Origin of the sequence: Prevotella disiens (assembly GCF_900454955.1) — a bacterium.
Classification (GTDB): Bacteria; Bacteroidota; Bacteroidia; order Bacteroidales; family Bacteroidaceae; genus Prevotella; species Prevotella disiens.
On sequence record NZ_UGTL01000001.1, the window covers coordinates 1601138 to 1615039 of the forward strand.

General features: G+C 40.8%; 10 protein-coding genes and 2 pseudogenes. 8 read left to right on the forward strand and 4 right to left on the reverse strand.

What is annotated here, in order from left to right:
• Positions 1 to 51: 51 nt before the first annotated feature.
• Genes DYI03_RS07075 through DYI03_RS07090 form a run of 4 tightly spaced genes read left to right on the forward strand, consistent with a single transcriptional unit; the run spans position 52 to position 3565 of the window.
• Positions 52 to 1233, forward strand: coding sequence for a site-specific integrase (locus DYI03_RS07075; RefSeq protein ID WP_036858807.1), 1182 nt, complete (start codon positions 52 to 54; stop codon positions 1231 to 1233).
• 12 nt (positions 1234 to 1245) lie between these two features.
• Positions 1246 to 2490 carry a site-specific integrase gene (locus DYI03_RS07080; RefSeq protein WP_021669207.1) on the forward strand — a complete coding sequence of 415 codons (1245 nt, stop codon included), beginning with the start codon at positions 1246 to 1248 and terminating at the stop codon, positions 2488 to 2490.
• The gene (locus DYI03_RS07085; RefSeq protein WP_021669206.1) at positions 2487 to 2891 is read left to right on the forward strand and encodes a hypothetical protein; all 405 of its coding nucleotides are present in this window, start codon (positions 2487 to 2489) and stop codon (positions 2889 to 2891) included. Before DYI03_RS07080 ends, DYI03_RS07085 begins: the two co-directional genes overlap by 4 nt.
• Before the next feature lie 59 nt (positions 2892 to 2950).
• The gene (locus DYI03_RS07090) at positions 2951 to 3565 is read left to right on the forward strand and encodes a GNAT family N-acetyltransferase (RefSeq protein ID WP_021669205.1); all 615 of its coding nucleotides are present in this window, start codon (positions 2951 to 2953) and stop codon (positions 3563 to 3565) included.
• Positions 3566 to 3853: 288 nt separating this feature from the next.
• Here DYI03_RS07090 and DYI03_RS07095 read toward each other — a convergent pair whose 3' ends face one another.
• Positions 3854 to 4183 (reverse strand): DMT family transporter, encoded by a 330-nt coding sequence (locus DYI03_RS07095; protein ID WP_021669204.1) that lies wholly within the window; start codon positions 4181 to 4183, stop codon positions 3854 to 3856.
• A 295-nt stretch (positions 4184 to 4478) separates the two neighbouring features.
• Positions 4479 to 4887: pseudogene (locus DYI03_RS07100) on the reverse strand (HU family DNA-binding protein).
• Positions 4888 to 5157: 270 nt separating this feature from the next.
• Here DYI03_RS07100 and DYI03_RS07105 point away from each other — a divergent pair.
• Positions 5158 to 9360, forward strand: a complete 4203-nt coding sequence (locus DYI03_RS07105; RefSeq protein ID WP_021669636.1) for an NACHT domain-containing protein — start codon at positions 5158 to 5160, stop codon at positions 9358 to 9360.
• A gap of 235 nt (positions 9361 to 9595) precedes the next feature.
• Here DYI03_RS07105 and DYI03_RS07110 read toward each other — a convergent pair whose 3' ends face one another.
• Together DYI03_RS07110 and DYI03_RS07115 are read right to left on the reverse strand one after the other, a co-directional pair.
• Positions 9596 to 9898 (reverse strand): helix-turn-helix domain-containing protein, encoded by a 303-nt coding sequence (locus tag DYI03_RS07110; protein WP_025064529.1) that lies wholly within the window; start codon positions 9896 to 9898, stop codon positions 9596 to 9598.
• Complete coding sequence (locus DYI03_RS07115) at positions 9895 to 10185, reverse strand: helix-turn-helix domain-containing protein (RefSeq protein WP_019967629.1); 291 nt, start codon at positions 10183 to 10185, stop codon at positions 9895 to 9897. The genes DYI03_RS07110 and DYI03_RS07115 overlap by 4 nt, the downstream gene beginning before the upstream one ends.
• 479 nt (positions 10186 to 10664) lie before the next feature.
• Between DYI03_RS07115 and DYI03_RS07120 the strand changes: the two are divergent.
• From DYI03_RS07120 to DYI03_RS07130, 3 genes and pseudogenes are all read left to right on the forward strand, one after another.
• Positions 10665 to 12101: pseudogene (locus DYI03_RS07120) on the forward strand (virulence-associated E family protein).
• A 180-nt stretch (positions 12102 to 12281) separates the two neighbouring features.
• Positions 12282 to 13244, forward strand: a complete 963-nt coding sequence (locus DYI03_RS07125; protein ID WP_025064530.1) for a toprim domain-containing protein — start codon at positions 12282 to 12284, stop codon at positions 13242 to 13244.
• 4 nt (positions 13245 to 13248) lie between these two features.
• Entirely contained in the window at positions 13249 to 13710 is a 462-nt protein-coding gene (locus DYI03_RS07130) for a DUF3408 domain-containing protein (RefSeq protein WP_021669629.1), read from the forward strand.
• The last annotated feature ends 192 nt before the right edge of the window (positions 13711 to 13902 follow it).

Consider the following 13902-nt stretch of genomic DNA (forward strand, 5'->3'; position numbering starts at 1 on the left):
ATAGCAAGATTCTACGATGATAGGTGTTAAACTTGGGTTAAAAAGAGCGGTATAGGCAAATCAGGTAAAGCCCCGATTATGGGACGTATTACCATTGGGCGTTCCATTGCCCAGTTTAGTTGTAAACTCTCCTGCACCCCCGACTTGTGGAATTCACGTGAGAGCAGGATGGACGGCAAGAGCCGCGAGGCGGTGGAGATTAATGGGAGATTGGAGAACCTGCTGCTTTCCATTCAATCAGCCTATCAGTCGTTGATTGCCAAAGGGCAGCCATTTGATGCAACTAATGTGAAAGAACAGTTTCAAGGCAGCGTGCAGGCACGATGCAGACTTATTGAGAGGCTGGATATGCTTATCAAGGAGAAGGAAAGCCATATCGGTATAGACATCAAGGAAGAGTCTATGTCTGCCTATCATTCCACTCGGAAACGATTACAGGAGTTCATTCAGAAGAAATACCATGTTTCGGACTTGGCTTTCTCACTGTTGACAGAAAACTTCATCTACGAATTGCAGACGTTCTGTCTCGGTGAACTCGGTCATCAGCAAAGCACATTTTTCAGAGTTGCAGCAGATTTGAAGACCGTCTGTAGGCTGGCTTATCGTGAGGGACTGGCTGATACGCTTCTGTTTGATAAAGTACATATAGAACGAGGAGACAAGAAAGCACCTAAAGCTCTTGACAAAGAAGCATTGGACAAACTCAAAGCACTCCGCTTTGATGAGTTGGAAGAGGAAATGGAAGCCGTTCGTGATGTGTTTCTCTTCGCCTGTTATATCGGTGCAGCCTATTGTGATTTGATGGAGCTAAGCAAGAAGCATCTTGTCCGTGATGATGCAGGTAGTTTGTGGTTGAAGTTCAACCGACAGAAGACGGGGGTGCTTTGTCGTATCAAGTTGTTGCCGGAAGCTGTTCGGTTAATTGAGAAAATGCATAGCGATGAAAGGGAAGCACTGCTGCCTTTCATCAAATATCCCACTTATCAGTCCTGTCTTAAAGCCTTGCGACTACGGGCAGGTATTTCTTTTCCCTTTACCTCGCACACGGCAAGGCATACCTTTGCCACACTTATCACCTTAGAGCAGGGCGTTCCTATTGAAACGGTGAGCAAGATGCTCGGACATACGAACGTAAGTATGACCGAACGTTATGCAAAGGTAACACCACAGAAACTCTTTGAGGAGTTTAACCGTTTCCTTTCTTTCACAGAAGATTTACGTTTAACCATTTAACCAAGATTTTTTATGAGAAGTACATTCAAGATATTGTTTTACATCAACAGACAGAAAACAAAGGCAGACGGCAAGACAGCTATTCACTGCCGTATCACCATAGATGGTAAGAGCACTGCTATCACCACAGGTGAGCAGTGCAAGTCCTCCGAGTGGAACAGCAGGAAAGGACTGACAACCGACAAGAAAACCAATCAAAGAATCGGCGAGTTCAAAGAACTTGTAGAAAAGACCTATCAGGAGATATTGATAAAGGACGGAGTGGTAAGCGTGGAACTGCTCAAGAACCGCTTGCAGGGGATAGCCACCATGCCGACAACACTTCTTGCCATGAGCAAGGCAGAACTGCAATCCGTTAAAGAGTGCGTGGGCAAATCAAGAGCTGAGGGAACCTATCAGAATCTTCTCTATTCAGATAAGTTACTTACGGAGTTTGTAAAGGATAAGGGAATGACGGATATAGTCATAGCCACTATACCGGAAGACTTGTTTGAAGAATACCGTTTCTATTTGAAAAAACGAGGCTTGGCAACAGCAACCATGAATCGCTATCTTTGTTGGCTGAGTAGGCTGATGTATCGTGCGGTCAGTCAAAGGCTCATTCGCTGTAATCCTTTTGAGAATGCCAAGTATGAGAAAGCGGAACAGAAGATACGCTTTCTGCAAAAGAGCGATGTTGCCAAACTCATGGCATTGAGAGTAATTGATAAGGAAGCAGAACAAGCAAGACGGATGTTTATCTTCTCATGCTTTACGGGCTTGGCTATTGCTGATATGGAACATTTGCAATTTGGACACATTCAAACGGCAGCCGACGGACAGAAATATATCCGTAAAGAAAGGCAGAAGACAAAGGTGGAGTTTATTGTGCCCCTGCACCCGATAGCGGAGACCATCATCAATCAATACAAGAAAGAACAACCGAGCATGAAAGAAATGCAGACAGTGAAAGGAAAAGGCGACGACTTTATTTTTCACTGTGCTTGTAGCCGTAGCGTGATGAGTGCAAAGCTGAGCATCGTGGGTAAGGCGTGTGGCATCAGAGAACGGTTGTCTTACCACATGGCAAGACACACGTTCGGCACGATGAGTTTAAGTGCAGGAATACCTATCGAGAGTATTGCCAAGATGATGGGGCACGCCTCCATATCAAGCACTCAAATCTACGCACAAGTAACGGACAACAAGATTTCGGAGGATATGGATAGGTTGATAAGGAAACATCAAAAAGAGGAAACAAAGGAGGAAACCGTATGAATGTCAATCACCAGCAAACAAAAAGAGACCGCAGCTATTTCGAGTGGGGCGATAATATGCAAATCACTCGCAAAGGAAAAGGCGAAATCTCCATGACGGAGAACGAACTCGTAGATTTCTTTGGTGTAACATGGAAGAAACTCAACTATCGTCTGCAGCAACTACTAAAAGTATCTTCCCTACGTCCCGATGAAAGGGATACAGGGGAGTTGGAAGTATTCGTAAATGGGCTGTTAAAAGGTTATGCCCCACTTTATCCGCTTTCAATCATCATCGCTTTATCTTATCAATTGGACAGCACGGAAGTACACTTGTTCAGGAAATACATCTGTCGAGAACTGCAACGCCCTGTACCTGTGAGGGAGCAGATATACCTACACTGCAATGGCAGTATCAATTGATATGCTTTTCTCTTTCACCGATATTATCTTACTACATAACTACAAGGAAAGGCAATACGGTGAAAGAAAAAGGATTGGCGTGTAGTCAGAAAGGAGAAATCGCTGTTACGACAACAAACTACAGTTTGCAAAGTTACAACGAAAAGCAAGGCGATGCTTGTTTTATATTTCAAACAATTTGTATATCTTTGCAATATAACCGAGACTTTAACGAGATGAGGGATATTAGAATTGAAAAGGGAATAAATAAAGACAATGCCTTGCTTTTATGTGAATGGTCCAATGAACAAGGAAAAGAGTTTCAGAAGCAATGGATAGGTTCCGAAATTTCTTACCCGCTGGACTATGATAAAATAAAGGACTTGGGAAATGTGTTTTCGATATTCAACCAAGGGGAATTTATCGGAATGATACAAGAAGTACGAATTGGCAAGGATAACATACACATAGGTAGATTTGTAATAGATCCCCGAAAAACAGGATTGGGCTTTGGGACTGAGGCCCTAAAAAGATTTGTAGATTTCATTCTTGAGGATGATAATATTAAAAGTATTTCCCTAACGGTCTTTGATTTCAACCAAAAAGCAAAGAGGATTTATGAGAAACTTGGGTTTGAAATCAATGAGGTAATTGAGAGTCCAAGGCTGAAATACATTATGAAGAGATGCAGATAAATCCGAATTTATCTAACTCAATACAACAAAACAGTTTAAGAAACAGTAAATTAATTTATAAGATAAAAAACGGTACTTGAAGCAGATACGTCTCTACCCAAGTGCTGTTTTTCTGTCCACCAATACGGTCCGCCTTGCGTCTTTTATCCCGTCCGACAACTCTCATAATTCACCTGTTTGGATAGATTGATGTAAAGACACCTCAAACAGAAAGAACTTGCCCCACTAATACGGAGCAAGTCCTTTTATACCTCACGACTTTTTCCTAAATACTCATGCCGCCTCTTCTCAATGCGCAGATGCCGCTGAAAAGAGATTGAGAACGACTACTCCTGCAACGATGAGTGTAACGCCGATGCCTGCCGCAAAATCGAATTTTTGCCCGAAAAATACAACGGAAATAATATTACCCAATACAATTCCCAGCCCAGCCCACACTGCATAGGAAATTCCTAACGGAATAGTTTTCAAGGACAACGAGAGGAAATAGAAACAAGAAATGTAAGCAAGGCAGGTCCCCACTACCGGTAGCGGCTTTGTGAAGCCATCAGAGAGTTTTATGCACACCGTTCCTGCTGTTTCTAAAATAATGGCAAGTGTAAGAAATAAGTAAGCCATAGTAAAAATAATAAAGTAAGGGCCGAGTGTACGCCGTCACCCTTCTGCGTTTTCGTCTGCAAAGGTACAATTTTTATTTGAGATTGCCGAAAAGTCTATGAGTTTTTGTATTCCTCCGCATCCGTTCAAAATTGTCTTATAGGATAATTTTACTACTCTGTAGGGCGCTGATTATCAATGAGTTATAAAGGTGTATTTTTTAGCCTTGAAAACGGTGCTTCCGACACATGAAAAATATCCTTTTCGTATGCTGGAAACACGTTTTTCGTTAAGGCATTACGATACTGCCAGCATGCTATTTTGCGTTTACAATGTCTTCCTGCGGGGCGAAGTCGAGACTTCGGATGTCGAAAGAATCACGTATTGCCGTACTCTTGGTAAACTGCACATTCACCTGCTTGATGAGTTTTGCGCCTTTTGTCTTGGCTTCGACGGCCGTTGCTGCACCCTCCGCCTTGATGGTGAGACAGAACGAACCGATGTCGCCCAGTCTCACGGTGTTGCCATTCTCTAAGGCCTCAATAACTTTGTACTGTAAGGCGTCCAACACAGCCTTTACGTCAGCACTCGACACGGTGGAGCGTTTCTCTATCCGCTTTACGATTTGTGCCAGCATTACCGGCGTGGTCGGTGCAGCCTGCGGATAAAACTTCACTTCTTTTTTTCAGTGGATTCTTCTTCGCTTGAATTACGTACTTTATCATCTCGCTTAGAAGTAAAGGGTTAGTAATGCTACAAAGGTGCAAATAACATTGCTATGTGCAATATTGTCACAAATTCTTTAACCATCAATCAAACGAGTTAATTTTCTAACTTAACTCATTTAAAATAGCAAAACAGGAAAAGTTAATTAATGTTGCTAATACCTGAAGAGAAATATCTACCTTTGCGCTTAAAATATTAAAATTATAAGCAGCAGACATACTATCATAGGATAATGAATGCTACTTTAAAAATATAAACAAAACAACACAATGATTATCATATTCAGTATATTTCTAGCCTTACTCTTATGGGGTATTATACAAACTACTTCACTCACTCTTATTATAAAGGAGGTGCGTAAGGCAAATTGGAAGGAATGGATTAATATAATTGTAGGATTTCTGAAGAAGCGTGCTGAGCGTAAAGTGTTCTACACTTTTATGGCAACAGAGGCTTCTCTTTCCGGTCTTATACCTCAACTTCTGAGAGCACACATTTCTTTCCGTTACGCTGATAAGGAAATAACTTTTTTGGGGGTTCTGTCCCAAAACTCTGAATGGTTGAGTTTTGGAATAGCAGTGCTAATTGCCATTGCTTATTTTCTGTATCTTTGGCAGTCTAATAAGAAAAAGCCTGAAGAGTGGAAAAAAATAGTTGAGGCATGTCGTTTGATAGATGAAGAGTTAAACTTCATTCCCACGCAGAAGTGGTTTGAAGAACAGAATATCAAGCAGATTAAGAATTTGGATAAGCGTTATTCAGAGAACCGTAACTTCCCATTTGAAGATATGGATTTCGCATTGGCTTCATTGCACATTACTGATAGGTTCAAGCCTTTACTAAAAGAGAAAATAGAGAAATTTAGAGATACATTGAAATCATTTATAATAAGTACAGACAAAGAACCTTCTTGCTCTGAAATTTCTGCTCAATGTAGGCATCTTGTTAAAAAGATGGACAGCTTAAGTGGAACAGCAACTTCTTATATTGAATTAAGAGAATCAGTAAATGGATTCCTCTCTATATTTAACAATTTCTGTTACAATTCTGAAAGTAACAATAGAAATGACATTCGAACAAAAGGGTATTTTATTCGTGAAGATGGACATGCCTTACAGAAAGTGCTTTCCAATAATTGGATTGAGTTCAAGAAACATCATACAATTATAGTTACGGGTGTTGCTGGTACGGGAAAGTCTCATCTTATAGGCGATATGGTTACTCAACGTAAACGTGCCCATGAACCATCCATATTACTTTTAGGGCAACATTTTACAGCATCATCAGACCCTCTCTCCCAAATTCGCGAGTTGTTGGATATAAAATGTAGAAAGGAAAAATTACTAAAAGAACTCGATAATTATGGTAAGAGAATAGGGGAGCCTGTAGTGCTATTTATTGATGCAATTAACGAAGGAGCTGGTGATGAGTTATGGAACAAATTTCTGTTGGATTTTCTGCAAAGTATAGACTCATGTGAGTATCTGCGTCTTATTATAAGCTTTCGTATATCAGATTGTAAAAATTGGTTTTATGATATTGCTCATAATTCTGAATACGCAGTATATCAGCATCATGGATTCAAAGGACATGAGAGAGAAGCATGTGAGTACATGTTCTCATCTTTTGGTATAGACCAACCAACTTGGCCTGTATATGGAGAAGAATTCTCTAATCCACTTTTCTTAATCAAGTATTGTCGCAATCATGAAAAAAGTCATCGTCCATTGGTGTTTGCAAATTTCTGGACAACTATTCTAGAATATTGTGATGATGCCAATCATGAAATAGCGATAAAATTTAAGTATAACAAAGCTCAAAATCTTGTAACTAAAGCTCTGCGTTCGGTAGCTGAATTAATGGTTACAACTGGTAGTCGTTGGCATCTTAAATATCAAGTTGTAATGGAAAGATTGGCACAGGATGCTAAATATACAAGGACGCCCAACGAATTCTTTGAATTGCTAATAGATGAGGGATTATTAAGAACAGATGTCTATGACGGTGGTGTCACATATGTAAATTTTGGCTTTGAAAGGATAGGCGATTATTTTATCGCAGAATATCTGATTTCAAATACACCAGCCAAAGAATGGTTCAAATATAACTTGGGAAATCTTTCTGAAGCTTTAGCAATTCTTGTTCCCTCAATTAAAAATAAAGAACTGATAGAACTAGTTGAGGAGAATGATAAAGAAGAGGCATATCAATCATTTATTGATAGTGCAATGTGGCGAGATAGTTTCACCATGAAAGGAGATGAATTGATATGCAAAATAAAGGAAGCAAACAAATACGGTTTGATGTTTGAAATTATATTATCTCGCCCTTACAGAACAGATGTAGCTTCAAATGGATTTGCCTTGTATGATATGTTATGGAATTTAAGTATGGCGCAACGAGACGCTATATGGACTGTTTTAATTTCTGATCCTTGGTCGCATGGCAGGAAAGTTCTGGATTTGGCACGATGGGGGTGTGAAGCTTCGAACAACACTCTTAAATCAATAGATAATCAGATAGCTAAGGCATGTCTTGAGACTTTGGTATGGACACTATCCACTACTTGGCGAGAACTGAGAGATTGTGCTACACATGCCATTGTAAATATTTTAGTTCAGCATAAAAAACTTCTTCTGCCATTACTAGAGAAATACTATTTTGTTAATGATCCTTACATTCAAGAACGTTTGTGGTGTGCTGTCTATGGAGCGTTACTCCTAATGCAAGATGATAAAAATAGCTGTACAGTTGCACAGTGGGTATATAGTAACGTCTTCGTCAAGAAACATGTACCTGAACACATTTTGGTGCGTGACTATGCTTGTAATATTGTAGAGTTTGGTATTAGTAGAGGTTTGGATATAAGGATAGAACAGGGACACATAAAAGTTCCCTTTACAGACGGGACCTTACCTCCCATTCCTTCAAACGATGAAATTACTGCAAAGTATGATAGAGATTGGAAAACAGTTCCAGAAAATGAACGAGACGTATATATGGTTCAGCACTCAATATTATCGTCTATGGCTCCAGAGTATGGAGTAAGAAGTTATGGAGATTTTGGAAGATATGTATTCCAATCTAATCTTGGTGGCTTTGGGGAGAATGTAGAGATGTTGTCGAATTGGGCCATACATATGATATTTGAAGAGTATGGATATGATCCTAATGTTTTTGTTCACTTCGATAAGAACAACGATAGCCATAATCGATCTCATGGCAAAATTGAACGTATAGGAAAGAAATATCAGTGGATAGCCATGTATCGCATTATGGCTCGGATGTTAGACAAATACCCTGATAAAGATTGGAGTAATGAATGGTCTGATCCTGTACGAAGAGCCAGAACTATTGACCCTACAATATATCCTGGACGTAAGTCATTACATTATCAGAGCAAATATAAACTTCCTGATTTTGATATATCGGTACCGAAAAATGATCTCAAATGGTTGAAGACGTGGAAAAATATGCCAAGAATTAGGGAGTATGTTTTTATTACTGATGAAGATGGAATTGAATGGGTAAATTTATTTTCATACAGCAAGTTTGTGCATGAACCAGATGACGATAAAGCTCTTATAAGAGATTTATGGACTTTCATACAGGCATATGTTGTCAATAAGGAGGCCTTGAGTACTGTGCGTGACAACTTATACCATATAGGAATTGAGGGACGTTCCTTTCATGAGAATAACAAGATTTACAATGTATTTACTCGTGAATTTTATTGGTCGACAGCTTATAAGAATGCTGTAAGTATTGAGAACCACAAAAGAATACCATTCTCTGTAGGACATAAGATTTTCGATGAAATTATCATGGAACCTGCTTATTTGCAGTACACCCTCTCATATGACGATGATGTGTCATCCGATGATTTTGTCAATCTGCTTCTGCCTAATGAGTGGTTATTCAATGGGCTCCAATTGAAATTTTCTAATGATGTTGGAGTATGGGTGAATGATAAAAATGAGATTGTTGTATTGGACAACTATATGTTCTCAAGTGGACATAGCGCATTATTAGTACGCAAAGACCATCTTCTTAATTATCTCAATGCTAACGAAAAGATAATGTTTTGGCCAATCCTAACTGAGAGGATGATTCGTTCAAGAGGGGTAGGTTATGCTAATCATAGTCAGAATGGTGGCTGTGCTTATATGGATGAGAAAGGCGCTATACATCAGAAACTTAGATGTTATGATCCTTCAAATATAGAAAAGAAATATTCAAAGTTTAAAAGCTTGATTATCAAGAAAACTAATACTGTTTTACTTTGGCTTCACAAACACCATCTTATTTGGTTACCCAAAAATAAGAAGGAAGAGCTATATTATGGTATAGATTATATGTATTTAAGAAACTCCAAAATAGATATTTTTGACAGCATTCCCAATGTATCGGAATGGTTGAAGAAAGCTGCTGAAAGTAATAAGATTATCAAAAAAGAAGAGAATATTGAGTAAGTATGCCGCACGAGATTATAGGTATAAGACATTAACTAAGTTGCCCTCATATCAGAAAGTTGCTTAACGAGTTAGCCCTATATCTTTATTGAAATTCTCTTATAAGACAAAGCTCCCCATGTAAGATTTTGATTGCCAGTGAATTATAAACATGCGTATTTGAGCCTTAAAAACAATGTTCCCGACACATGAAAAGTATCCTTTTAGTGTGTCGGAAACACATTTTTCGTTAAAGCTATATGACGTTTCCTTTGTAATTCTCCTCCAGCATCCTTTCCAAGTCCGAAGCCTTGTAGAGTATCTTTCCTGCAAACTGCGTGTAAGGGATAATCTTCCTGTCTCGGTAGTCCTGCAAGGTACGGGGACTGATGTACAGTCGCTCGCACACTTCCTTGCCCGTGAGGAAAAGTTCTCCTGCAAAGAGTGGTTTGTGTGTATCCGACACTTCCACAATCCGTTTGCCTACACCTCTCAATGCCGAGACAACCAGCTGCATCTCGTCCGTCTCCATGTTCAAGTCTCTTGCTGTTTCCATTATATCTGTCTGTTTTTAGGTTTGTTAGACTTCGTAAGAAGTAATGCTTCCACATCCTCGCGCTTGTAATAGCACTTGTGCCCGATTTGCGTAAACGGCAACACGCCCGTATCGCGATAATGCTGCAAAGTGCGTTTGCTGATGTTCAGCAGTCGGCACACATCGCCGTTGTGCAGCCAGTCCGTGTGCTTGCTTTTCTCTCCGAATGCCTTGTGGCAGCATTCTGCAAGGCTTAAGATTTCATCTCGAAGCTTTGCCCAATTGGTTTCTGTAATGATGTAATAGTTCATAATTTTATATTGTTATTGTTTGTTGTTTCAAATCTTTCCAGTTTCCATCGGCAAAGATAATGGCGTGCGTACACCTCTCAAAGCCGTGGGGAACAGCAGGGAAGTATCGGGAACTATCGGGAAAAGAGCAATCCGTTTCATCGGTTCACATTTGCGTGTTCCTGCCCCGTCTTTTTTCTTTTATTGCAAAGACAATCCAAGCGAGTGTAGAGGAAAGTTCACTTATCCTTTGCCGAGCGCAGCTTGTCTTATGCAAAATTAATATCGGGCATTTCTTATTCCATCACTTTTCATTCACGTGGCAGCTTGTGGCGCTATAACAAAGACAAAAGAGACAGATTGATGTTCTTGCCACTGCACAAATGAGGTTAATAAGGTAATCAAAGCAAAAGACCGCATCTGAAAGCAAACAACGACAATCCGTATTTCTGTTAACCTTTCTTTCCTGTCATCCATTTTTTTTCTTAATGAGGCTATAAATGCCCTTCTTGACAGCCTGTTCTCCTAAGAATTTTAAAGCGGACGAGCGCAACATTATACAAGAGGGCTCTGAATGCTTGGAAGTTACGCATTCTCACCCTAACTTCACTCTTGGAAACTAATTCAAGGGAATAATGAAAAAGAACGCAGATGCAGGCAATACAGGCAGCAGGAGAAATCCCCATCGAAGGGGTAGTTCATCCAAGAACGTAGAGATAGAAACCTACCTCTCCACACACTATGAGTTCAGATACAACACAGTATTGGGCAGAACCGAATATTGCAGTAAGGGTAATAATCGTTTTGTAAAGGTTGGTCGTTATGAAATCAACACACTTCGCAGGGAACTCGATTGCGATGAAGGCATAGCGACTTCTGCCGAGAACCTTTATTCCATCATTGAAAGCAGCTTTTCTCCCCGTATCAATCCCGTTCAGGAGTATTTAAAAGGGTTGCCATTGATAGATATAGGTGATAGCTGTAGCTGTGATGATGCTGGTTGTAGGGATAGTAATGTGCCTTCTTTTTCACCGAAAGCAATTTCCGATTTGGCAAGCTGCGTTGTTGTCCGTAATTCTAACAAATGGTTGCCGTATCTTACCAAATGGCTTGTGGCGGTGGTCGCCAATGCGATGGACGACCGTGAGTGCCGTAACCATACCTGCCTTGTACTGACAGGTGAGCAGGGTAAGTTCAAGACAACGTTTCTCGATTTGCTCTGTCCGTCCAAACTGCACGGTTACAGTTACACAGGAAAAATATATCCGCAGGAGAAAGACACACTCACTTATATCGGTCAGAACCTTATCGTAAATATAGATGACCAGCTCAAAGCCCTCAATAAGCGAGACGAGAACGAACTGAAGAACCTTATCACCTGTCCGATGGTCAAGTACCGTATGCCGTATGACAAATATGTGGAGGAGCATCCCCACTTGGCAAGCTTCGTGGCATCGGTGAACGGTAACGACTTTCTTACAGACCCGACAGGCAGCAGAAGGTTTCTGCCCTTTGAAGTTCTATCCATAGACATAGAGAAAGCCAAGCGTATTTCAATGGACAATGTCTATGCTGAAGCCAAAACCCTATTAAAGTCAGGTTTCCGCTATTGGTTTGATGATGAAGAGATTGCCGAACTATACAGAGAGAGTGAGGACTTTCAGGTACAAACCGCTGAGATGGAACTTTTGCTGCGTTGCTTTGAAAAGCCAACGGAGGATGAAAACTATTCGTTAATGACTACTACGGAGATACTCACCTATTTGGGTATTTATACTCACCAACCACTTGTTGCCAAGCGTATGGGCGAAGCCTTGAAGAAAGCAGGATACATAAAGGTGAGCAAGCGAAGAAACGGAGGTAGCCCCATCTATGCCTACAAGATTAGGAAAATCTTGCCATGCCCGCTCCTTCAGACTTGTAGTAGCCAAATGTAGTAGTATGTGTAGTATCGTCCTATACTAAAAAATGCTGCTGATTATCAATCATTTATCACGAAATAGTATGTAGTAAGAAGAATGATGAAAAAGTTTGGAGGGGAAAACTTTGGAAACGGTAAAACCATAAAACAGACAAGCATAAATAATTATCATTCAACCCATTAAAGTATCAAAACAATGAAAGAAGAAGATTTATCACTTATCAAGCGATATCCCATCGTAGAGTATCTCGAAAGGAGGGGTATCAGGCCTGTCCGTAAAACACCAGCCTATGCCATGTACCGTTCACCGCTCAGGGAGGAAACGCGTCCGAGTTTCAAAGTGGACAGGGAAAAGAACCTTTGGATAGACTATGCCGAAGGCAGGGGCGGAAGCATCATCGACCTCTGTATGCGCTTGGAAGGCTGTACGCTCTCGGAAGCCATCTGCCGTTTGGGGCAGAACGCTTCCGATAATACAGCGCACAGCTATTCAAAGACTGAACCCCGTATTGGTCTCAACCAGACAACTACAAGACAAGCAAGCGAAACAAGGAGACTGATAAGCATATCAGACACCTTGCCGCCGCATTTGCAGGAATACCTTATCAAGGAACGTTGCATCAATTTGAAAAAGGCAACACCCTTTCTCAAATGTATCAACTACGAGGTAAGGGGAAAGAGATATGAAGCCATCGGCTTTGCCAATTCTTCGGGTGGTTATGAACTTCGGGACAACAATACGTTCAAGGGAACGATTGCCCCGAAGAACATCACTCCGATATTTGAGGACAAGGCACAGCCCGTCTGTCTGTTCGAGGGCTTTATGGACTTTCTCTCTTTTCTTTCAATGAAAGGGGAGGTCTCCAACCAATGCCTTGTGATGAATTCCGTGAGTAATGTAGTAAGGAGTATCCACTACCTGAATGAAAGAAATATAACCTCCGTTCGTGCTTTTCTTGACAATGACGATGCAGGGCGAAAAGCTGTGCAGGAATTTGTAAACACAGGTTTTAAGGTAGAAGATATGGCTGTGTATTATGGAGACTTCAAAGATCTCAACGATTTTCACGTCAGACGTGTCCGTGAGCAACGGGAAGAGTTGGAGAAAACTCCAAATACAAGCAACAAAATAAAACAAGTCAAACTTAAAATAAGATAGAGTGATGAAAAAGGAAAGAAGAAACATGGAAGAAATAGATCGTTTCATAGGAAAAACTTTTGGTATGAGCCAAGCTGAAAATTCAAGTGAACAATCTGTCTCTGAATTCCGGGAAAAGGGAATGAAAACTATTCAAGAGCAAAAACAACAAGAAACAGGACATGCCATAGAGCATGCCACGCCATCCGAGCCTGCACAGCATACAGAGAGCGCAACCGTTCAACGACGCATCAGTGCCAAAATGAGAAAGGAGACTCTCGAAGCCTATAAGCAGGCGTTCCTTGTTCCAACAAAGCTAAGCGAGAGAAAGGCGGTCTATCTGAGCAGGGAGACACAGGAACGTGCCGACTTCATCGTACGCAGGCTGGGCGACAGAGGCAGCAACCTTTCAAGCTTTGTGGAGAACATCGTTCGTCAGCATCTGGAGGAATATGGTGAAGACATAGAGAAGTGGAGAAGACTGTAAGCCGTAAGAAAAGGGTTGACGGTTTTCAGAAAAAGGGACGTTCCTTTCACTCAAAATCCTCGACCGTTTTAGGGTAGTACCGATAACAGTTTTTTGCTGAATACATTGAATGGAGGGAATGCCACGAACGCAGTTAGATACTGAATGCACGGCATTCGTTTTTGGACGGCAAAACGCTTTATGCGTAAACGT

What these genes read in the sequence shown, in the direction of transcription:
- DYI03_RS07105 (WP_021669636.1), top strand. Translation starts at nt 5,158, where the DNA reads ATGATTATCATATTCAGTATATTTCTAGCCTTACTCTTATGGGGTATT.
- DYI03_RS07080 (WP_021669207.1), top strand. Translation starts at nt 1,246, where the DNA reads ATGAGAAGTACATTCAAGATATTGTTTTACATCAACAGACAGAAAACA.
- DYI03_RS07115 (WP_019967629.1), bottom strand. Translation starts at nt 10,185, where the DNA reads ATGAACTATTACATCATTACAGAAACCAATTGGGCAAAGCTTCGAGAT.
- DYI03_RS07125 (WP_025064530.1), top strand. Translation starts at nt 12,282, where the DNA reads ATGAAAGAAGAAGATTTATCACTTATCAAGCGATATCCCATCGTAGAG.
- DYI03_RS07085 (WP_021669206.1), top strand. Translation starts at nt 2,487, where the DNA reads ATGAATGTCAATCACCAGCAAACAAAAAGAGACCGCAGCTATTTCGAG.
- DYI03_RS07130 (WP_021669629.1), top strand. Translation starts at nt 13,249, where the DNA reads ATGAAAAAGGAAAGAAGAAACATGGAAGAAATAGATCGTTTCATAGGA.
- DYI03_RS07095 (WP_021669204.1), bottom strand. Translation starts at nt 4,183, where the DNA reads ATGGCTTACTTATTTCTTACACTTGCCATTATTTTAGAAACAGCAGGA.